The 19,346-nt window shown below is 75.7% G+C and carries 17 protein-coding genes; 11 read left to right on the top strand and 6 right to left on the bottom strand.

From position 1 onward, the window contains the following. The first annotated feature begins 23 nt into the window (after nt 1–23). Genes ACI8AK_RS17870 through ACI8AK_RS17860 form a run of 3 tightly spaced genes read left to right on the top strand, consistent with a single transcriptional unit; the run spans nt 24 to nt 2,003 of the window. Nucleotides 24–449, top strand: a complete 426-nt coding sequence (locus ACI8AK_RS17870; protein ID WP_387990128.1) for a hypothetical protein — start codon at nt 24–26, stop codon at nt 447–449. After that, nucleotides 370–1,458, top strand: coding sequence for an alpha/beta fold hydrolase (locus tag ACI8AK_RS17865; protein ID WP_387990130.1), 1,089 nt, complete (start codon nt 370–372; stop codon nt 1,456–1,458). Before ACI8AK_RS17870 ends, ACI8AK_RS17865 begins: the two co-directional genes overlap by 80 nt. Before the next feature lie 2 nt (nt 1,459–1,460). Further along, complete coding sequence (locus ACI8AK_RS17860) at nt 1,461–2,003, top strand: GNAT family N-acetyltransferase (RefSeq protein ID WP_387990133.1); 543 nt, start codon at nt 1,461–1,463, stop codon at nt 2,001–2,003. An 87-nt stretch (nt 2,004–2,090) separates the two neighbouring features. Here the strand turns inward: ACI8AK_RS17860 and ACI8AK_RS17855 are convergent, their stop codons facing one another. The 3 genes from ACI8AK_RS17855 to ACI8AK_RS17845 form a co-directional block, all read right to left on the bottom strand. After that, nucleotides 2,091–3,725: an ABC-F family ATP-binding cassette domain-containing protein gene (locus ACI8AK_RS17855; RefSeq protein WP_456957339.1), complete on the bottom strand. Its 1,635-nt coding sequence runs from the start codon at nt 3,723–3,725 to the stop codon at nt 2,091–2,093. An 84-nt stretch (nt 3,726–3,809) separates the two neighbouring features. Further along, a complete protein-coding gene (locus ACI8AK_RS17850) occupies nt 3,810–4,997 on the bottom strand; it encodes an adenylate/guanylate cyclase domain-containing protein (RefSeq protein ID WP_456957337.1) in 1,188 nt (395 codons plus the stop codon). Nucleotides 4,998–5,009: 12 nt separating this feature from the next. Further along, on the bottom strand, nt 5,010–5,468 hold the full coding sequence (locus ACI8AK_RS17845; RefSeq protein ID WP_387990141.1) for a universal stress protein: 459 nt from the start codon (nt 5,466–5,468) through the stop codon (nt 5,010–5,012). A gap of 201 nt (nt 5,469–5,669) precedes the next feature. On the opposite strand from ACI8AK_RS17845, the gene ACI8AK_RS17840 reads away from it, so the two are divergent. The 6 genes from ACI8AK_RS17840 (at nt 5,670) to ACI8AK_RS17815 (ending at nt 13,245) form a co-directional block, all read left to right on the top strand. After that, nucleotides 5,670–6,641 carry an ABC transporter ATP-binding protein gene (locus ACI8AK_RS17840; RefSeq protein WP_456957335.1) on the top strand — a complete coding sequence of 324 codons (972 nt, stop codon included), beginning with the start codon at nt 5,670–5,672 and terminating at the stop codon, nt 6,639–6,641. After that, nucleotides 6,638–7,402 (top strand): ABC transporter permease, encoded by a 765-nt coding sequence (locus ACI8AK_RS17835; protein ID WP_456903363.1) that lies wholly within the window; start codon nt 6,638–6,640, stop codon nt 7,400–7,402. Before ACI8AK_RS17840 ends, ACI8AK_RS17835 begins: the two co-directional genes overlap by 4 nt. A gap of 43 nt (nt 7,403–7,445) precedes the next feature. Further along, nucleotides 7,446–8,252: an ankyrin repeat domain-containing protein gene (locus ACI8AK_RS17830; protein WP_456903362.1), complete on the top strand. Its 807-nt coding sequence runs from the start codon at nt 7,446–7,448 to the stop codon at nt 8,250–8,252. Nucleotides 8,253–8,379: 127 nt separating this feature from the next. After that, entirely contained in the window at nt 8,380–12,207 is a 3,828-nt protein-coding gene (locus ACI8AK_RS17825; protein ID WP_456957333.1) for a multifunctional oxoglutarate decarboxylase/oxoglutarate dehydrogenase thiamine pyrophosphate-binding subunit/dihydrolipoyllysine-residue succinyltransferase subunit, read from the top strand. Nucleotides 12,208–12,214: 7 nt separating this feature from the next. Further along, the gene (locus ACI8AK_RS17820; protein WP_387990157.1) at nt 12,215–12,403 is read left to right on the top strand and encodes a DUF6104 family protein; all 189 of its coding nucleotides are present in this window, start codon (nt 12,215–12,217) and stop codon (nt 12,401–12,403) included. A 128-nt stretch (nt 12,404–12,531) separates the two neighbouring features. Then, nucleotides 12,532–13,245 (top strand): metal-dependent hydrolase, encoded by a 714-nt coding sequence (locus tag ACI8AK_RS17815; RefSeq protein WP_387990160.1) that lies wholly within the window; start codon nt 12,532–12,534, stop codon nt 13,243–13,245. A 90-nt stretch (nt 13,246–13,335) separates the two neighbouring features. On the opposite strand, the gene ACI8AK_RS17810 is transcribed toward ACI8AK_RS17815, so the two are convergent. Continuing rightward, the gene (locus tag ACI8AK_RS17810) at nt 13,336–13,971 is read right to left on the bottom strand and encodes a maleylpyruvate isomerase family mycothiol-dependent enzyme (protein WP_456957331.1); all 636 of its coding nucleotides are present in this window, start codon (nt 13,969–13,971) and stop codon (nt 13,336–13,338) included. A gap of 749 nt (nt 13,972–14,720) precedes the next feature. Next, entirely contained in the window at nt 14,721–15,155 is a 435-nt protein-coding gene (locus ACI8AK_RS17805) for a hypothetical protein (RefSeq protein WP_456957329.1), read from the bottom strand. Between the two features lie 140 nt (nt 15,156–15,295). Here ACI8AK_RS17805 and ACI8AK_RS17800 point away from each other — a divergent pair, with 140 nt between their 5' ends. Beyond that, nucleotides 15,296–16,636, top strand: coding sequence for an MFS transporter (locus ACI8AK_RS17800; RefSeq protein ID WP_456957327.1), 1,341 nt, complete (start codon nt 15,296–15,298; stop codon nt 16,634–16,636). After that, nucleotides 16,633–18,084 carry a pyridoxal phosphate-dependent decarboxylase family protein gene (locus ACI8AK_RS17795; protein WP_456957325.1) on the top strand — a complete coding sequence of 484 codons (1,452 nt, stop codon included), beginning with the start codon at nt 16,633–16,635 and terminating at the stop codon, nt 18,082–18,084. The genes ACI8AK_RS17800 and ACI8AK_RS17795 overlap by 4 nt, the downstream gene beginning before the upstream one ends. On the opposite strand, the gene ACI8AK_RS17790 is transcribed toward ACI8AK_RS17795, so the two are convergent. Then, on the bottom strand, nt 18,074–19,267 hold the full coding sequence (locus ACI8AK_RS17790) for an NAD(P)-dependent malic enzyme (protein ID WP_456957324.1): 1,194 nt from the start codon (nt 19,265–19,267) through the stop codon (nt 18,074–18,076). The two genes, ACI8AK_RS17795 and ACI8AK_RS17790, sit on opposite strands and share 11 nt — an antisense overlap. Between the last annotated feature and the right edge of the window lie 79 nt (nt 19,268–19,346).

Genomic DNA, 19,346 nt, shown 5'->3' with positions numbered 1-19,346 from the left:
TCCCAGCCGTAGGAGGTACGTCGATGTCGCCGCAGGACCCCCCGGGCACCCCCTTGTGGCGGCAGGCCTTCGACGCCGCCGAGAAGCGGGTGGCGCCGCACGCCGAGAGCCTGGTGCGGACGCCGTACTTCGCCACCGGCGTCGGGCTGCTGCGCCGGGCGCAGACGCTGGCCCGGGACACCGCCCGCGGCGTCTCCGCGCGCGCCTGGCACCTGGTCAACCTGCCCGCCGGCACCGACCTCGCCCGGCTGCGCGCCCAGGTCGGCGCGCTCGACCGCGAGGTCCGGCGGCTGACCGTGCAGCTGGAGAACGAGCGCCGCCGTCCCCGGACGGCGGACGTCCCGCCCCCCTCGTCCTCGGAGGAAGCCGATGCCGACGGTGCCCAGTCCCCAGGCGGTCCTCGACCGCGTCCGCCGCGACGTGGAGCGCAACGCCCTCCGCGCACGTAACGGCATCAAGCTCGTCGCCGGCGTCGACCGGCCCGGCGTGGGGCTGACGCCCAAGGACGTCGTCTGGGAGCGCGGCCGCACGCAGCTGTGGCACTACCGCAGCGACAAGGTGCGGTACTCGCCGCCGCTGCTGATCGTGTTCAGCCTGATCAGCCGCAGCTACATCCTCGACCTCACGCCGGGGAACTCCTTCGTCGAGCAGCTGCTCGACGCGGGGTTCGACGTCTACATGGTCGACTGGGGCGAGCCCGACGCCCGGGACGCGCAGAACCGGCTCGAGGACTACGTCGACGACTACATCCCCGCCGCCGTCGAGCGGGTCCGCGAGCTGTCCGGCGCCGACGAGGTCAACCTGTTCGGCTACTGCTTCGGCGGCGACCTGACCCTGCTCTACGCCGCCCACCACCCCGACGCCCCGGTCCGCAGCCTCACCGTGCTGGCCACCCCGGTCGACTTCACGAAGATGGGGCCGATGGCCGACGTCTTCCGCGGCGGCCTCGAGGTCGACGACGTGGTCGACGAGGACGGCAACGTGCCGCCGCGGGTCGTCGTCCAGGGGTTCCGCACCCTCACCCCCACCTCCGAGGTCACCCGGTACGTGACGCTGTGGGAGCGGCTCTGGAACGACGAGTACGTGCAGGCCTACCAGGCGATGACCGGCTGGTCCGACGACCACATCCCGTTCCCCGGCGCGGCCGCCCGCGAGACGGTGCAGATGCTGGTCCGGGACAACGGGATGGTCACCGACCGGCTGACCGTCGCCGGGGACCCGGTGCACCTGTCGGACATCCGGCTGCCGTTCCTCACCGTGCGCGCCGACCGCGACCACATCGTCCCGCCGGACGCGACCGCCCCGCTGATCGACCTGGTCGGCTCGGAGGACAAGCACGAGCTGCGGCTCAACGCGGGGCACATGGGCCTGGTCGTGGGCCGGACGGCGGCGAAGACGACCGTGCCGGAGATCATCGGCTTCCTGAGGAAGCGCAGCGACGAGGTCGGGGAGGACTGACCGTGGAGGTCGTCGAGCTGGAGTCGGCGCACTGCGACGCGCTGCTGCGCTTCTTCGCGGGCCTGCCCGAGGGGGACCTGACCTTCATCGAGGAGGAGGTCACCGACCCCGACGTCGTCCGGTCCTGGGCGTCGGGCGGCGCGGGCGGACGGCGGTTCGTGGCGCTGGACGGGGACGAGGTCGCCGGCTACGTCGCGGTGCGCCCGCTGCCCGGCTGGTCCTCGCACGTCGGGGAGGTGCGGCTGGTCGTCTCCCCCACCCGGCGCGGCGCGGGCCTGGGCCGCCAGCTCGCCCGGCAGGCGCTGGTGACGGCGGTCGGCGACGGGCTGGCGAAGCTGGTCGTCGAGGTGGTCGCCGAGCAGGGCGCGGCGCTGGCGCTGTTCACCGACCTGGGCTTCACCGGGGAGGCGCTGCTGCGCGACCACATCCGGGACCGCGAGGGCAACCTGCGCGACCTCATGGTCCTGGCCCACCACGTCGACGAGACGTGGGCCGGCATGGCCACCGTCGGCCTGGACGAGGCGCTGGGCCAGGACCTCAGCTAGCAGCCGGCGCGCAGCACCTGCCGCTGTTCCGGCCTCCCTGCAGGGCCCCGCCACGAGCCTGCGAGTGGTGGGGGGCAGGGAGGTCCTTCATTCCCTGACCCGGCCGCCGTCGACGGTGATCCGCCGGGTGGTGGCCACCGCCTCGAGCATCCGGCGGTCGTGGGTGACCAGCAGCAGCGTGCCCGGGTAGGCCGCCAGCGCCGACTCCAGCTGCTCGATCGCCGGCAGGTCGAGGTGGTTGGTCGGCTCGTCGAGGACGAGCACGTTCACCCCGCGGGCCTGCAGCAGCGCCAGCGCCGCGCGGGTGCGCTCCCCCGGCGAGAGGGTCGCCGCGGTCCGCAGCACGTGCTCGGCGGTGAGGCCGAACTTGGCCAGCAGGGTGCGCACCTCGGCGGTCGGCCAGTCCGGCACCTCGGCGGCGAAGGCGTCGAGCAGCCGCCGGTCGCCGGTGAACAGCCCGCGGGCCTGGTCGACCTCGCCGAGCCGCACCGCCGGGCCGAGCGACGCGGCGCCGGAGTCCAGCGGCACCCGGCCCAGCAGCGCGCCGAGCAGCGTCGTCTTGCCCGCGCCGTTGGGCCCGGTGATCGCCAGCCGGTCGCCCCAGTCGACCTGCAGGCTCACCGGCCCGAGGGTGAAGTCCCCGCGGCGCACCACGGCGTCGCGCAGGGTGGCGACGACGGCCCCGGCCCGCGGGGCGGCGGCGATGGTCATCCGCAGCTCCCACTCCTTGCGGGGCTCCTCGACCACCTCCAGCCGCTCGAGCCGGCGCTCGGTCTGCTTGGCCTTGGCCCCCTGCTTCTCCGCCGTCGCCCGGTTGTGCGCCTTGATGTGCTTGTCGGGGTCCTTCGACTTCTTGACCGCGTCGCGGACCCCCTTGGCCAGCCAGTTGCGCTGCATGCGCGCCCGGGCCTCCAGCTCGGCCCGGGTCTCCGCGTACTCCTCGTACTCCTCGCGCGCGTGCCGGCGGGCCACCTCCCGCTCGGCCAGGTAGGCCTCGTAGCCGCCGTCGACCACCCGGACCAGCTGCTGGGCGAGGTCGAGCTCGACCACGCGGGTCACCGTGCGGGCGAGGAACTCCCGGTCGTGGCTGACCACGACGACGCCGGCGCGGTTGCCGGCGACGAAGCGCTCGAGCCGGTCGAGGCCGGCCAGGTCGAGGTCGTTGGTCGGCTCGTCGAGCAGCAGCACGTCGTAGCGGGACAGCAGCAGCGCGGCCAGCCCCACCCGCGCCGCCTGGCCCCCGGACAGCGCGGGCACCGCGGCGTCCGGGCCGACGCCGGGGGCGACCTCGGCGAGGACCTGCTCGAGCCGCTCGTCGAGGTCGGCGCCGCCCAGGGCCAGCCAGCGCTCCAGCGCCTCGGCGTAGGCGTCGTCGGCGCCGGGGCGGCCCTCGGCGAGGTCGGCGGTGGCGGCGTCGAGGGCGGCCTGCGCGGCGGCGACGCCGGTGCGGCGGGCCAGCGCGGCGGCGACGGTCTCGCCCTCGCGGCGGTCGCGCTCCTGCGGCAGGTGCCCGACGGTCGCCGTCGGCGGGCTCAGCGTGATCGAGCCGGAGCCGGCGGGCAGCTCGCCGGCCAGCGTGCGCAGCAGCGTGGACTTGCCGGCGCCGTTGACGCCGACCAGGCCGACGACGTCACCGGGCGCGACGACGAGGTCGAGGCCGGAGAAGAGGACGCGCGCGCCGTGGCCGGCGGCCAGGCCGCGCGCGACGAGGGTGGCGCTCATGGGGGTGCTCCCGGGAGGACGGATCGGTCGGGTCGACGTCGTTCCGGGGCTCACAGCACGCGCCCACGGTAGCGCGCGGGCCGGTCAGGCGTCGCGCGCGTTCCCGTCGCCCGCCTCGTCGTCGCGGTCCCCGTCGAGGTCCCCGTCGAGGTCCCCGTCGAGGTCCCCGTCGAGGTCCCCGTCGAGGTCCCCGTCGAGGTCCCCGTCGAGGTCCTCGTCGTGGTCCCTGCCGAGCACCTCGTCGGCCATCTCGTCGAGCATCGCCTCGAGCACGTTGTCCTCCTCCCCCGCCGGGCGGCGGCGGACGAGCCAGGGCCGGAGGTGGTCGTAGCCGCGCACCGACACCCGGCGCAGCGGCCGCACCCGGTAGCGGGGGTGCCCCCGCAGGCGGCGGGCGAGCTCGCGGTCGACCAGCACCGTCCCGGCGCGGGCCACCGAGGTCAGCCGGCTGGCCAGGTTGACCACCGGCGAGTAGACGTCGCCGAGCCGGGTGAGCACCGTGCCGTAGGCGGCGCCGACCCGCAGCGGCGGCCGGTCGGGGGCGTCCCACGCCTCGGGCAGGGTCAGCCCGATCTCGACGGCGTCGTCGGCGGAGGCGGCGGTGTAGAGGACGCCGTCGCCGACGGTCTTCACCACCCGGCCGTGCGAGCGGGCGATGACCTCGGTCGCGGTCGCCTCGAACGCCTCGACCATCGCGCCGAGCTCGCGGGCGGCCATGCCGCGGGAGCGGGAGGTGTAGCCGACCAGGTCGGCGAACCCGACGGCGAGCTCGCGGCGGTCGCCGGGCTCGCCGGTCGCCAGCACCCGGTCGATGTTGGCCGCGAGGTGCCGGCGCCACACGTAGTCCTGGGTGCGGGCCAGCAGCGGGAGCAGCACGTCGGCCGCGGCGACCGGGTCGACGGCCTCGGGGCCGAGCTCGCGGGCCTGCCGGGTGAGGACGTCGGCGAGCAGGTCGGTCTGCCAGTCGGCCAGCCGCGACAGCGCCTGTCCGGTGGCCCGGGCGATCGAGGCCTCGGTGTCGAGGTCGACGAAGCCGGAGTCGATGAGCGCCGACAGGGTCCCCAGCGCCCCGACGTCGGCGAGGGTGAAGGCCGGGTCGTCGTCGGCGACGTCGGGGAAGCCCAGCGCGCGCCACAGCCGCTGGGTCCGCTCGGGCGGCATGCCCGCGGCCGCGGCCACCTCCAGCCGGGTCAGCCGGCGCGGGCCGCCGAGCAGCAGCCGCTCCAGGGCCTCCCGGACGGCGTCGCGGTCCGGGCCGGACAGGGGGTCCACGTCCGCCCCGGGTCAGCCCGTCGTGTGGACGACGAGCACGTCGCAGGCCGAGCGGCGCGTGGCGTCGGCCGGCACCGAGCCCAGCAGCCGGCCCCGGATGCCGTTGAGCCCGCGGTTGCCGACCACCAGCAGGTCGGCGTCCTCGCGCCGGACGACGTCGAGCAGCGCCTCCACCGGCGACCCGAGGACGGCGACGGTGCGCACGTCGCCGGCGCCCGCCTCCGACGCCACCTCACCGGCGTGACGCACGGTCTCCTCGGCGGGGGTCGAGCCGACCACCTGGTAGGCCTCGTCCCCCAGCACGTCCCGGGCCCGGGACAGCTCCCGGTCGTCCTCCTCGGTGGGCAGGTGGGCGCAGGCCACGACGAGGGTCGCCCCGCAGGCGCCGGCGAGGGCACCGGCCCGCGCGACCGCGCGCAGCGAGGACTCCGAGCCGTCCGTCCCGACCACGACCGTCCGATACGCGCTCACGGCGCGCACTGTAGTGATCGCGCCGCGCCGCTGTGCCGCCGGTCACGGCCGGGCACCCGATCGGGCTGCCGGGAAACGGCTGGTGGACGGAGGGTTGCCGGGCCGTGACCGGCGGCGCGCCGCTCCCCCCGGGACCTCGGCGGCGTCCCCGGCGTGGGCCAGGATGGCGACCGCACGGGGACCCGACGGCCGAGGAGGACCATGACCAGCGCGACCCCCGGACGCCCGGGACCGGTGCGGGTCGAGGTGGCCGGCCTGAGCAAGACCTTCGGCACGGTGCGGGCCGTCTCCGACCTCGGCTTCACCGTGGAGCCGGGCTCGGTGACCGGCTTCCTCGGCCCCAACGGCGCGGGCAAGACGACGACGCTGCGGATGGTCCTCGAGCTGGTCACACCCGACGCCGGCACCGCGACCTTCGACGGCGTCCCCTACGCGGCCCTGCGCGAGCCGGTGCGCACCGTCGGCGCCGTCCTCGAGACCGCGTTCCACCCCGCCCGCTCCGGCCGCGACCACCTGCGCGTGTACTGCCGCGCCGCCGGACTGCCCGTCTCCCGCGCCGACGAGGTGCTCGAGCGGGTCGGGCTCACCACCGCCGGGCGCCGCCGTGCCGGCGGCTACTCCCTGGGCATGCGGCAGCGGCTGGCGCTGGCCACCGCCCTGCTGGGCGACCCGCCGGTGCTCGTGCTCGACGAGCCGGCCAACGGCCTGGACCCCGAGGGCATCCTCTGGCTGCGCGGGTTCCTGCGGCACCTCGCCCACGACGAGGGCCGCACGATCCTCGTGTCCAGCCACCTGCTGGCCGAGGTCGAGCAGACCGCCGACCGCGTGGTCATCGTCGGCGCCGGCCGGCTGGTGCGGCAGGGCTCGATCGCCGAGCTGCGCGCCGGGACGTCCGGGGGCAGCGTGCTCGCCCGCAGCCCCGAGGCCGACCGGCTGGCCGCCGTCCTCGCGGGGGCGGGCATCCCCGCCACCCGCGGCGACGACGGCCTGGTCACCGTCACCGGGACGACGACGGCCGACGTCGGCGCCCGCGCCTTCGCCGCCGGGGTCGAGCTGCACGAGCTGCGCGCCGAGACCACCGGCCTCGAGGACCTCTACTTCCGGCTCACCGCCGGCCAGGAGCAGTTCGCCGCCGGCCCGGCCGCCGCGACCACCGAGGGAGCCGCCCGATGACCGCGCTGGTGCGCGCCGAGTGGACCAAGCTGTTCACCACCCGCGTGTGGATCGGCCTGCTGGCCGGCGCCTGCCTCATGGCCGGCGGCTTCGCCGCGCTGTTCACCGGCCTGGCCGGCGCCGAGCAGGACGGCCAGCCGGGGCTGCCCGCGGTGGGGACGCCGGAGTACGAGGAGGTCGTCTTCTCCGTCGCGGCCAACGCCAGCGTCTTCTTCCTGATCCTCGGCATCATCGGGATGACCGCCGAGTACCGGCACCGCACCGCGACGCCGACCTTCCTCACCACCCCGCGCCGCGGGCGGGTGGTCACCGGCAAGCTGCTCGCCTACGCCGCCGCGGCCGTCCCGTTCGCGCTGCTCGTGCTGGTCGTCGACGCCGTCGTCGTGCTGGTCTACGCCGGTGCCCGCGGGGCGGCGCCGTCGCTGGACGCGGACAACCTGCGGACGCTGGGCGCGGCCGGGCTGGTGCTCGTCGTCTTCGCCGTCATCGGCGTGGGCGTCGGCGCGCTGCTGCGCAACCAGGTCGGCGCGATCGTCGGCGCGCTGGTCTACCTGTACGTGGCGGAGCCGATCATCTCCTCGATCGGCGCGATCCAGGGCGCCTACAAGTGGCTGCCCGGCGGTGCGGTGCAGGCGATCACCTCCGACTTCCAGGCCCCGGACCTGCTGGAGCCGTGGCAGGGCGGCCTGCTGCTGCTCGGCTACGGTCTGCTGGCGGCCCTGCTCGGCACCTTCCTCGCCGTCCGCCGCGACGTCGGCTAGCCGTCGCCGGCCTCCCCGAACCCGCACCGAGAGGTCCTCCCGCATGACCACCCGCATGACCGTGCAGCGCCTGGGCCGGTTGGTGGCCGACGGCGACGCCGAGGCCGTCCGCAGCGCCGTCGCCGAGACGCCGCGGCTGCTGACCGGCGCGGTCGACCACGACGGCGACGGCGGCTGGACCCCGCTGCACCTGGCCGTCGCGCAGGGCCGCGAGGACGTGGTCGAGGTGCTGGTCGAGGCCGGTGCCGACCTCGCCGCGCGCACCGAGTCCGGCCGCACGCCGCTGCACGTCGCCGTCGAGCACGCCCCGCAGCTGGTGCCCGTCCTCACCGGGCTGGGCGCGGCCGTCGACGCCGCGGCCGCCGCCTACCTCGACGACACCGGCCGGCTCGCCGCCGAGCTCGACGCCGGGGCGCCGCTGACCGACGCCGCGGGCGGCTGGGACCTGCTGACGCTCGCCGCCGCCGGCGGGGCGGCGGGCGCGCTCCGCCTGCTGCTCGACCGCGGCGCCGACCCCGACGGCGGCGCGCTGGCCGCGGCGGCCGCCGCCGGCCGCCCGGACCTGGTCCGCGTGCTGCTCGACGCCGGCGCCACCGTCGGCCGCCGGGACCCCGACACCGGCCGCACGGCGCTGCACGAGGCGGTCGCGGCCGGCCCGGGCGACGACGCGCCCGAGGTCGTGCGGCTGCTGCTGGCCGCCGGGGCCGACGTCAACGCCACCACCAGCGACGGCGCCAGCGCCCTGGACATCGGCCGGGTCGCGGCGGCCCGCCACCGGCGCGACGCTGGTCAGGCGGGCGCCCGGGACGCGCTCGTCGACCTGCTCGTCGCGTCCGGCGCGACCGACTGACCGGCCCCCGACCAGCGGCGTCCGGAACGCGGACGGCCTGCTCCGTCCGGTTCCGGAGAACCGGACGGGCGTAGACTCCAACCCCGGTCCAGCGACGTCCACCGACGACGAAGAAGGCACTCGCCCCGTGTCACGCGACAACTCATCCCGGCCGTCCACCACCTCGTCCTCCTCCGCGGTGGCGGGCTTCGGCACCAACGAGTGGCTGGTCGAGGAGATGTACCAGCAGTACCTCGCCGACCCGTCCAGCGTGGACCAGGCCTGGCACGACTTCTTCGCCGACTACCGGCCGGGCAGCCCGGTCGCCGCGAGCGACGACCGTGAGCAGGCCCCCGCCGGCAACGGCGCCGCCGCGCAGCCGGCCCCCGCGGCCGCCCCCGAGCGCCCCGCGGCCGCCGACGCCGCCGCCTCGGCTCCGCCGGCCACCGCCCCCGCGGCGCCGTCCCCGGCCCCGGCGCGCGCCACCCCGGTCCCCGAGCGCACGGAGGCCACCGTGGTCGACCAGGCCGCCGACCGCGCCGACCAGAAGGCGAAGGCCGCGCCCGCCCCGGCGAAGCCCGCCCCGGCCGCCAAGCCCGCCCCGGCCGCCGCCGACGGCCCGAAGCGGATCCCGCTGCGGGGTGCGGCGGCCAGCGTCGTCAAGAACATGAACGCCTCGCTCACCGTGCCGACGGCGACGAGCGTGCGGGCGGTGCCGGCCAAGCTGCTGGCCGACAACCGCATCGTCATCAACAACCACCTGAAGCGCTCGCGCGGCGGGAAGGTCTCGTTCACCCACCTGATCGGCTACGCGCTGGTCCGGGCGCTGGACGACTTCCCGAACATGAACGCGGCCTTCGCCGAGGTCGACGGCAAGCCGACCCTGGTGCAGCCCGAGCACGTCAACTTCGGCCTCGCCATCGACCTGCCCAAGGCCGACGGCTCCCGCTCGCTCGTCGTCGCCTCGATCAAGGCCGCCGAGCAGATGGACTTCGCCCAGTTCTGGGGCGCCTACGAGGACGTCATCCGCCGCGCCCGCGCCGGCAAGCTGACCCTCGAGGACTTCTCCGGCACCACGATCAGCCTGACCAACCCCGGCACGATCGGCACCGTCCACTCGGTGCCGCGGCTGACCGCCGGCCAGGGCGCGATCATCGGCGTCGGCGCGATGGAGTACCCGGCCGAGTTCCAGGGGATGAGCCCCGAGGCGCTGACCGAGCTCGGCGTCTCGAAGATCATCACGCTGACCTCGACCTACGACCACCGGATCATCCAGGGCGCCGAGTCCGGCGACTTCCTGCGCCGGCTGCACCAGCTGCTGCTCGGCGAGGACGGCTTCTACGACGAGGTCTTCCGGTCGCTGCGCCTCCCCTACGAGCCGGTGCGCTGGATGCCGGACGTGCGGGTGAGCCGCGAGGGGCAGATCGACAAGGAAGCCCGGGTCATCGAGGTCATCGAGTCCTACCGGCGCAACGGCCACCTCATGGCCGACACCGACCCGCTCGAGTTCAAGGTCCGCAGTCACCCCGACCTGGACATCCTCCAGCACGGCCTCACGCTGTGGGACCTCGACCGGCCCTTCCCCGTCGGCGGGTTCGTCGGCGAGAAGGTCATGCCGCTGCGCGACATCCTCGGCGTGCTGCGCAACTCCTACTGCCGGACCGTCGGCGTGGAGTACATGCACATCACCGACCCCGAGGAGCGCGAGTGGCTGCAGAAGCGCATCGAGCTCAAGGCCGAGCAGCCCGACCGGGAGAAGCAGAAGCACATCCTCGGCCGGCTCAACGCCGCTGAGGCGTTCGAGACCTTCCTGCAGACCAAGTACGTCGGCCAGAAGCGGTTCAGCCTCGAGGGCGGCGAGTCGGTCATCCCGATCCTCGACGAGGTCCTCATCGCCGGCACCGACCACGGCCTCGACGAGGTCGCGATCGGCATGGCCCACCGCGGCCGGCTCAACGTGCTCGCCAACGTCCTCGGCAAGAGCTACTCGAAGATCTTCGGCGAGTTCGAGGGCAACATCGACCCCGGCACGGTCCAGGGCTCGGGCGACGTCAAGTACCACCTCGGCGCCGAGGGCACCTTCGAGAACCCGTTCAAGCCGGGTGCCCAGATCGCCGTCTCGCTGGCCAGCAACCCCTCGCACCTGGAGACGGTCAACCCCGTCCTCGAGGGCATCACCCGCGCCAAGCAGGACATGATCGACAAGGGCGAGCAGGGCTTCACCGTCCTGCCGGTCCTGCTGCACGGCGACTCCGCCTTCGCCGGCCAGGGCGTCGTCCAGGAGACGCTGAACCTGTCCCAGCTGCGCGGCTACCGCACCGGCGGCACCGTGCACGTGGTCATCAACAACCAGGTCGGCTTCACCACCAGCCCGGCCGCGGCCCGCTCGAGCCTGTACTCGACCGACGTCGCGCGGATGGTCAACGCGCCGGTCTTCCATGTCAACGGCGACGACCCCGAGGCGTGCGTGCGCGTGGCCCGGCTGGCGGTCGAGTACCGGCAGGCGTTCAAGAAGGACGTCGTCATCGACCTGGTCTGCTACCGCCGCCGCGGGCACAACGAGGGCGACGACCCGTCGATGACCCAGCCGCTGATGTACGACATCATCGACCGCAAGCGCTCGGTCCGGAAGCTGTACACCGAGGCGCTGGTCGGCCGCGGCGACATCACGCTGGCCGAGGCCGAGGAGGCCCTGAAGGACTACCGCGACCAGCTGGAGCGGGCCTTCGCCGAGACCCACGACGCGACCGAGACCCCGAAGCCGCAGCCGGTCATGGACCAGCCGGCCCAGCAGGTCTCGGCCGTCGCCACCGCCATCACCCCCGAGGTGATGAAGGCGATCGGCGACGCGCACGTCTCGCTGCCGCCGGACTTCACCCCGCACCCCAAGCTCAAGCGGCTGCTCGAGCGGCGCGCGGCGATGGTCAGCGAGGGCGGCATCGACTGGGCGATGGGCGAGCTGCTGGCCTTCGGGTCGCTGCTCATGCAGGGCGTGCCGGTGCGGCTGGCCGGTCAGGACTCCCGCCGCGGCACGTTCGTGCAGCGCCACTCGGTGCTCATCGACCGGGAGACCGCCGCCGAGTACACGCCGCTGGCGCACCTGGCCGAGGACCAGGCGAAGTTCTTCGTCTACGACTCGCTGCTGTCCGAGTACGCGGCGCTGGGCTTCGAGTACGGCTACTCGGTGGCCAACCCCAAGGCGCTGGTCCTCTGGGAGGCCCAGTTCGGTGACTTCGTCGACGGCGCGCAGATGGTCATCGACGAGTTCATCTCCTCCGGCGAGGCCAAGTGGGGCCAGCGCTCCGGCGTGACCATGCTGCTGCCGCACGGCCTCGAGGGGCAGGGCCCGGACCACTCCAGCGGCCGCATCGAGCGGTTCCTGCAGCTGTGCGCCGAGAACAACATGACCGTCGCCAACTGCTCGACGCCGGGCAACTACTTCCACCTGCTGCGCCGGCAGGCGCTCTCCGACGTGCACCGGCCGCTGGTCGTGTTCACGCCGAAGTCGCTGCTGCGGGCCAAGGCGGCGGTCAGCCCGGTCGCGGACTTCACCGACGAGGGCTTCCGCCCGGTGCTCGGCGACCCGGGTGTCGGCGGCGAGCCGCTCGACGACGCCGCGGTGCGCCGGGTGCTGCTGTGCAGCGGCAAGGTCGCCTACGACCTGTTCGCGCAGCGGGAGAGCGAGGGCCGCGCGGACACCGCGATCCTGCGGGTCGAGCAGCTCTACCCGCTGCCGGCCGAGCAGATCGCCGAGGCGGTCGGCCGCTACCCGAACGCGCAGGACCTGGTCTGGGTGCAGGAGGAGCCGGCGAACATGGGCGCCTGGTCGTTCATGGCGCTCAACCTCCCCGAGCACCTCGGCGGCCGGACGCTGCGGCGGGTCAGCCGGAAGGCCTCGGCCAGCCCGGCGGTCGGCTCGGCGAAGGTCCACGAGGTGGAGCAGAAGGAGCTCATCGCGAGCGCCTTCGCGGACTGAGCCCGGCGTGTACTTCACCGACCGCGGGCTGGAGGAGCTGGCCGACCGGCGCGGCGAGGAGCAGGTGACCCTCGCCTGGCTGGCCGACCAGCTGCGGGCCTTCGTCGACCAGCACCCCGACTTCGAGGTGCCGGTCGAGCGGCTGGCCACGTGGCTGGCGCGCGGCGGCACCGACGACGTCGACGACCTCGACTAGACGAAGGACCCTCACGAGATCGGCGGTCCCGCCCGCTCCGGCCACCCGGAGGCGGCGGGACCGCCGATCTCGTCGTCTCCGGAGCGCGCCTGCGCCGGCCGGGCCGCGGACGACGGCACGCTGTGTCCGTGCTCGGTCACTCGCACGCCCTGTCCGGACTCGCGGCCGGGGCGGCGACCCTGCCCTGGGCGCCCGTCGAGGGCACCGTCGCCCAGGTCGCGTGGGTCGCCGCCGTCGGCGGGTTCGCCATGCTGCCCGACCTCGACCACACCGGCTCCACGGTCTCGGACATGTGGGGGCCGGTGACCGACGTGCCCTCCGGCGCGATCGGCCGGCTGGCCGGCGGGCACCGCTGGGGCACCCACGACGCCGTCCTGGCGCCGCTGGCCTTCGGCGCGCTCGCGCTGGCCGCGGCGAACCTGTTCTGGGCCAGCCTCGTGGTCATGGCGCTCGGGATCGGGCTGGCGCTGCGGGCGCTGCACTTCGTCATCCCCGGCCGGGCGGAGAACACCGTCGTCGGCAACCTGCTGCTCTCCTTCGGCGGCGCCTGGCTGCTGCTGGCGCACAGCCCGCAACCGACGTGGCTGCCCTACGCGGTGGGGCTCGGCGTCCTGACCCACATCGCGGGCGACCTGATCACCAGGCAGGGCGTGCCGCTGCCGGTGCTGTGGCTGGCCAAGCGGCGGCGGCTCGCACTCACCCCGATGCGCACCGGGACGACGCTGGAGAAGGCGGTGCTGGCGCCGCTGTTCCTCGGCGTCGCGGTGTGGTTCGTATACGCCAACACCGGCGTCCGCGAGACCGTGGACCCCTACCTGACCGACCTGCTCAGCCTCGGCTGAGCTCGGCAGCAGGGTGTGATCCTCTGTGCGTGAGCGCGGCTACCCCGATGTGAGCGGTGTGGTGCGCGTTGGCGCTCTCGCGCCCGGCGGCTACAGGCGCGCTCGCACGTCTGCCACGCCCGCACCGGCGAGCTCGGGCAGGGCGGCGGTTCGGCCGGAGAGGGTGGTGAGGAGCGCGGTGGCCGGTCCGGAGACCTGGGCGCCCTCGCCGTAGTGCCAGTCGGTGTCGGTGGCCGAGAACGCCAGCCCGTCGAGGATGCCCGGCGGCAGCGAGCGACGGGCGCGGGGGCTGGTCAGCTGCTCGAGGGCGACCCGGGCGTTCTCCGGGTCGGTCGGGGATGGCACCCCGAGCGGCCGGTAGACGTCCTGGGCGTGGATGACCAGGTGACTCAGCGGCGCCTCGACGGGTGCGCCGGGCACGGAGAAGCTGCGGTGCTCGGTCTTCCGCAGGCCGGCGACCACCTCGGCCGGTGTCCGTGTGTCCGTGGTCGCCCAGCGGTCGGCGGCGCGGTCGAAGTCGAACCTGGCGCGCAGCATCATCAGCAGGAACCGGGGTGCCGAGAGCTCGTACGGCATGAGCAGGTGCACGGCGAGGTCTCGCACCGCCCAGCCGGCGCACAGGCTGGGGGTGTCCCACTGCTCCTCGTCGAGCCCGTCGAGCACGTGGAGCAGTCGGGTGCGCTCGGTCTGGACGCGCGCGTCCACGTCCTGCTTGATCTCGGTCACCTGGATCCCTCTCGTTGCCCTTGCCGGCCCGCCGACGCCGGGGCCTCGCCGTCCAGGGGAAGGACGGCCGTCGGTGCCAGGAGTCATCGCTGGCGCGAGTCTCACCCGTACAGGGGATCCGTACCGGCCGCGCCACGCACGGACTCACGCACATCTGGCACACCTTGCTGCCGAACTCGGCCTCGGCTGACTCCCGGCTGCCGTCGCGGGGTCCTGGCATCCGGCGGCGATGGCCGACGTCCGCACCGCACCCCGCTGGTGGCAGCCGCTGCTCGCCCGCGCGCTGCGGGCGGTCGCCGCGGCGCTGTGGACGGGCGTCGACACGGGCCGGCTCCCATGGCGGCCCCGGCGACGGCGGTGGGACCGGGCGCTGCTGTTGGTCGTCGCGTCCCACGGCTGCGTCGCCTGGCTCGCCGCCTCCGGTGCCCGGTGCTGCTGGCTGCCGCGTGGGCCCCGGCCCGCCGCGCCGCGGTCGGCGTGGGTGACCAGCCCGTGGCCGGTGGACCCCGTGTGGGCGCCGATCGCGGCGGTCGGCGTGCTCGCGCCCCCGGTGGGGCGAGCCTCGGTGCCCGGTGGGACGCCCAGCGCGCGCCGGCGGCCGGGCAGGCGCGGACGGCGGAGGCGCAGGCCGCCCGGGGCGCGCTGGCTCCGCGGGTGGCCGGACGGCGCTGACGTCCGACCGTGGCCCGGCCGCCCGCGACCTCCCCGGAGCAGCCCGGGGCCCGCGCGGGGGCCGTGCCGGGCCGAGGTCAGCCGGCGCGCGTCATCGTGGACTCGTAGCCGCCGCCGGGCCAGCGCCAGGCGCCCTCGTTGACCGTGCCGTCGGGGCTCCAGCGCCCCTCGTAGCGGGCCGGGGAGTCGGTGCCGCCGAACCAGATCCGGAGGACGTCGTACCCGACCCGGTAGGTGTACTCGAGCAGCTCCCCGCCGGCTCCGAAGTAGTGCGAGCGCAGCTCGCCGGCGGCCTCGTCCCAGCCGATGTACTCCACCCCGCGGGTGGGGTCGTCGCCGCGCAGGTCCACGTGCTGGACCAGCCAGTTGCCGCCGTCCATCCACTCGTAGCGGACCTCCCCGCGCGGGCCGCCGGGGCCCGAGACGGTCCAGGTGCCGACGAGCCGGTCGAGGCTGCGCAGCGCCGCCGTGCGGGCCTCGGGGGCGGTGGGGGTGCTCGGGTCGGGGTCCATGGTCGCCTCCTGGGTGGGCGGGGCCGGGCGCCGTCGCCGGGCCACACGGGGAGGACCGCCCGGCGGCCCGTCCCTCATCGGTGGAACCCGGGGAGGGTTCCGAGACCGTGCCGCGCCGGCGGCGGCTACGGTCCCCCGCTGTGACCGCCGTCGCACCGCGCCTGTCCCGGGGCACCCACCTCGGCTACGCCTTGGGCTCGATCGGGACGGCGGCCTTCGGCACGGTGCCCGGCCTGCTGCTGCTCCACTACCTGACCGACGAGCTGGGCGTCGCCGCCGGGCTGGCCGGGCTGGTGGTGTTCGCCCCCAAGGCCTGGGACGTGCTGCTCAACCCGTGGGTCGGCAGCCGCTCGGACCGGACGGCGGGCCGCTGGGGGCCGCGCCGGCCGTGGATGCTGGCCGGCGGGCTCGCCCTGCCGCCGCTGTTCGTCCTCGTGTTCGCCGGCCCCGGCGCCCCGCCCGCGGCGGCCGCGGCGTGGGTGGCGGTCACCTTCCTGCTCGCCGCGACCGCCTACGGCTGCTTCCAGGTGCCCTACGTGGCCCAGCCGGCCGAGATCACCGACGACCCCGGCGAGCGGTCGACGCTCATGTCCTGGCGGGTGGCCGCGCTGGCGCTGGGCATCCTGCTCGCCGGCGCCGGCGCGCCCGCGGTGGTCGACCTGGCCGGCGGCGGGCGAGCCGGGCACCTGGCCATGGCGGTCTTCGTGGCGGTGCTGCTGGCCGCCGGGATGCTCGGCGCCGTGGCCGGCACGCGGCGGGCGCCCACCCTCACCCGCGTCGAGAGCGAGGGGCGCCTGGGCGCCACGCTCGTCGTCGCCTGGCGGTCCCGGCCGTTCCGGGTGCTGCTCACCGGCTTCGTCGTCCAGGCGCTGGGGATCGGGGTGATGCTCGCCGGCGTCCCCTACTACTCCGAGCACGTGCTCGGCGACGCCGCGGCCGGCTCGGTGCTGTTCGCCGCGCTGGTGGGCCCGGCGATCCTCGTCATGCCGCTGTGGCTGCGGGTGAGCCGGCGGCTGGGCAAGCGCACCGGGCTGCTGGCGTCCTCGGCGCTGTTCGCGGCCGGGGCCGGGGCGCTCGCGCTGGTCGGCACCGGCGGCACCGGGCCGGCCGTCGCGCTGGTCGTGCTGGTCGGGGTCGGCTACGCGGGCATGCAGATGTTCCCGCTGGCGATGCTCCCCGACGTCGTCGCCGCCGACGAGGCCGCCTCCGGCCGCCGGCGGGCCGGCGTCTTCACCGGCGTGTGGACGGCGACCGAGACGCTCGGCCTCGCCGTCGGGCCGGGCCTGCTCGGGCTGCTGCTCGCCGCGGCCGGCTACGTCTCCTCCACCGGCGGCGACGCCGTCCAGTCCGGCGGCGCGGTGCTCGCCGTCCGGCTGGGCTTCACCGTCGTCCCGGCGCTGTTCGTGCTGGCCAGCCTCCCGGTGCTGGCCCGCTACCGGCTCCACCCCGTCCCCGCCCGGCCCCAGGAGGTCCCCGCGTGACGCCGCAGGAGGTGCTGGCCGAGCTCACCGCGCTGCAGGCCGGCGACGTGCCCACCCACGGGGGCTCGACGATGGCCTACGTCTACGACTCCGGGCTGGCCGGCGTCGAGGACCTCGCCGCCGCCGCGCAGGCCGCGTTCCAGTGGACCAACGCGCTCGACCCGACCGCCTTCCCCAGCGTCGCCCGCATCGAGGACGACCTGGTGGGCGCGGCGGCCGACCTGCTCGGCGGCGGGCCGGCGACGGTCGGCACGGTCACCAGCGGCGGCACCGAGAGCTGCCTGCTGGCGGTGCTGGCCGCCCGCGAGCGGTGGCGGGCGCGCGGCGGCACCGGGCGGCCGCGGCTGGTCCTGCCGGTCACCGCGCACGCCGCGTTCCGCAAGGCCGCGCACCTGTTCGACCTCGAGGTGGCCGACGTCGCCGTCGACCCCGTCACCTGCCGGGCGCTCCCCTCCGCGGTGGCGGACGCTCTCGACGCCCGCACCGCGCTGGTCGTCGTCAGCGCGCCGTCCTACCCGCACGGCGTGCTCGACCCCGTCGGCGAGGTGGCCGCCCTGGCCGCCGCCGCGGGCGTCCCCTGCCACGTCGACGCCTGCATCGGCGGCTGGGTGCTGCCCTTCCTCGACGACGTCCCGGAGCCCTTCGACCTGTCGGTGCCCGGCGTGACCTCGCTGTCGGTGGACCTGCACAAGTACGGCTACGCGCCCAAGGGCGTCTCGGTGCTGCTCACCGCCGAGCCCGAACTGCGGCAGGGGCACTGGTTCAGCACCGCCGGCTGGCCCGGCTACCCGGTGGTCAACCCGACGCTGGCCGGCACCCGCCCGGCCGGGCCGATGGCCGCCGCGTGGGCGGTGCACCGGTGGCTGGGCCGCGACGGCTACGCCGACCTGGCGCGGGCCACCCGGGCGGCCACGGTGGCGCTCGCCGAGGGCGCGGCGGCGATCCCCGGCCTGCGGGTGGTCGGGACGCCGGTGGCCACGCTGGTCGCGCTGGCGCAGGACGGCCCGGACGGCGTCGACGTGCTCAACCTCGCCGACGAGGCCACCGCCCGCGGCTGGCTGCTGCAGCCGCAGCCGCCGTACGCCCAGCCCGGCGGCGCGGACCTGCCGGCCACGCTGCACCTCACCGTCACCGGCGCCACGGCCGGCCGGGTGGACACCCTGCTCGCCGACCTCGCCGACGCCGCCCGGGCGGCCGCGGCGCTGCCCCCGCCGGTGGCCGACCCGGACCTGGTGGCGGCGGCCGCCACCATCGACCCCGCGGCGCTCACCGTCGCCGAGGTCGACGCGCTGCTGGAGGTCGCCGGTGTCGGAGGCGGCCGGCTGCCCGAGCGGATGGCGCCGGTGCACGCCCTGGTGGCCGCCCTCCCCCGCCCGGTGGCCGAGCGGCTGCTCGCCGGCGTCCTCGACCTGGTCTACCGGCCCCGCCGGGCGGCGCTCAGCGGGTGACGCCCTGCTCCCGGGCGCAGGCGGCCACGGCCTCGGCGACCGCGGTGGCCACCCGCCGGTCCAGCGGGCTGGGCACCACGTGGCCGGGCGCGAGGTCGTCGCCGACGACGCCGGCGATCGCCTCGGCGGCGGCCAGCTTCATCTCCTCGGTGATGGCCGTCGCGCCGGCGTCGATGGCGCCGCGGAACACCCCGGGGAAGGCCAGCACGTTGTTGATCTGGTTGGGCAGGTCGCTGCGCCCGGTGGCGACGACGGCGGCGTGGCGCGCGGCCATCTCCGGGTCGACCTCCGGCGTCGGGTTGGCCAGGGAGAACACGATGCAGCCGGGCGCCATCGAGGCGATAGCGGCCTCGGGCACCGAGCCGCCGGACAGGCCGAGGTAGACGTCGGCACCCTCGAGCGCGCCGGTCATCGTGCCCGCGTACCCCGAGCGGTTGGTGTTCTCGGCGACCCAGCGCTTCACCGGCGTCAGGTCCTCGCGGCCGGTGTGCAGCACGCCGCGGGAGTCGGCGACGCAGATGTCACCGACCCCGGCGCCGAGCAGGATCTTCGTGCAGGCGATGCCCGCCGCGCCGGCGCCGGCCACGACCACCCGCAGGTCGGCCAGGGTGCGGCCGGTGACCCGGGCGGCGTTGCGCAGCGCGGCGAGCACGACGATCGCCGTCCCGTGCTGGTCGTCGTGCATGACCGGCAGGTCGAGCCGCTCGCGCAGCCGGTCCTCGACCTCGAAGCAGCGCGGGGCGCTGATGTCCTCGAGGTTGATCCCGCCGAACGACGGCGCGATCGCGGCGACGGTCTCGACGATCTCGTCGACGTCGGTGGTCGACAGCACGATCGGCACCGCCGACAGCCCGGCGAACTCGCTGAACAGGCAGGCCTTGCCCTCCATCACCGGCAGCGCCGCGGCCGGGCCGATGTCGCCCAGGCCCAGGACGGCGGTGCCGTCGGAGACCACCGCGACCACCCGCGGGGCCCAGGTGAACCGGCGGGCCAGCGCGGGCTCCGCGGCGATCGCGCTCGAGACGCGGGCGACGCCCGGGGTGTAGGTGAGCGCGAGGTCCTCGCGGGTCTCGATCGGCCGGGTCGGGCGCACCGCGAGCTTGCCGCCCTCGTGCACGGCGAACGCCGCGTCCCCGCTGAAGCGGTCGGCACTGTCCCCGGCGGAGCCCGTCGCTGCGCTCATGGCCTCGACAGGGTAGTGCTGTGACCTCCGTCGCCCGGCCGCCGACCCGCGCGCGGGGCAGGGGGCTCGCTACCGTGCG

It is taken from the genome of Geodermatophilus sp. SYSU D00867 (genome assembly GCF_054050315.1).
Note: the sequence above shows the minus strand (reverse complement) of the source record. Positions and strands in the feature narration are given on the sequence as shown.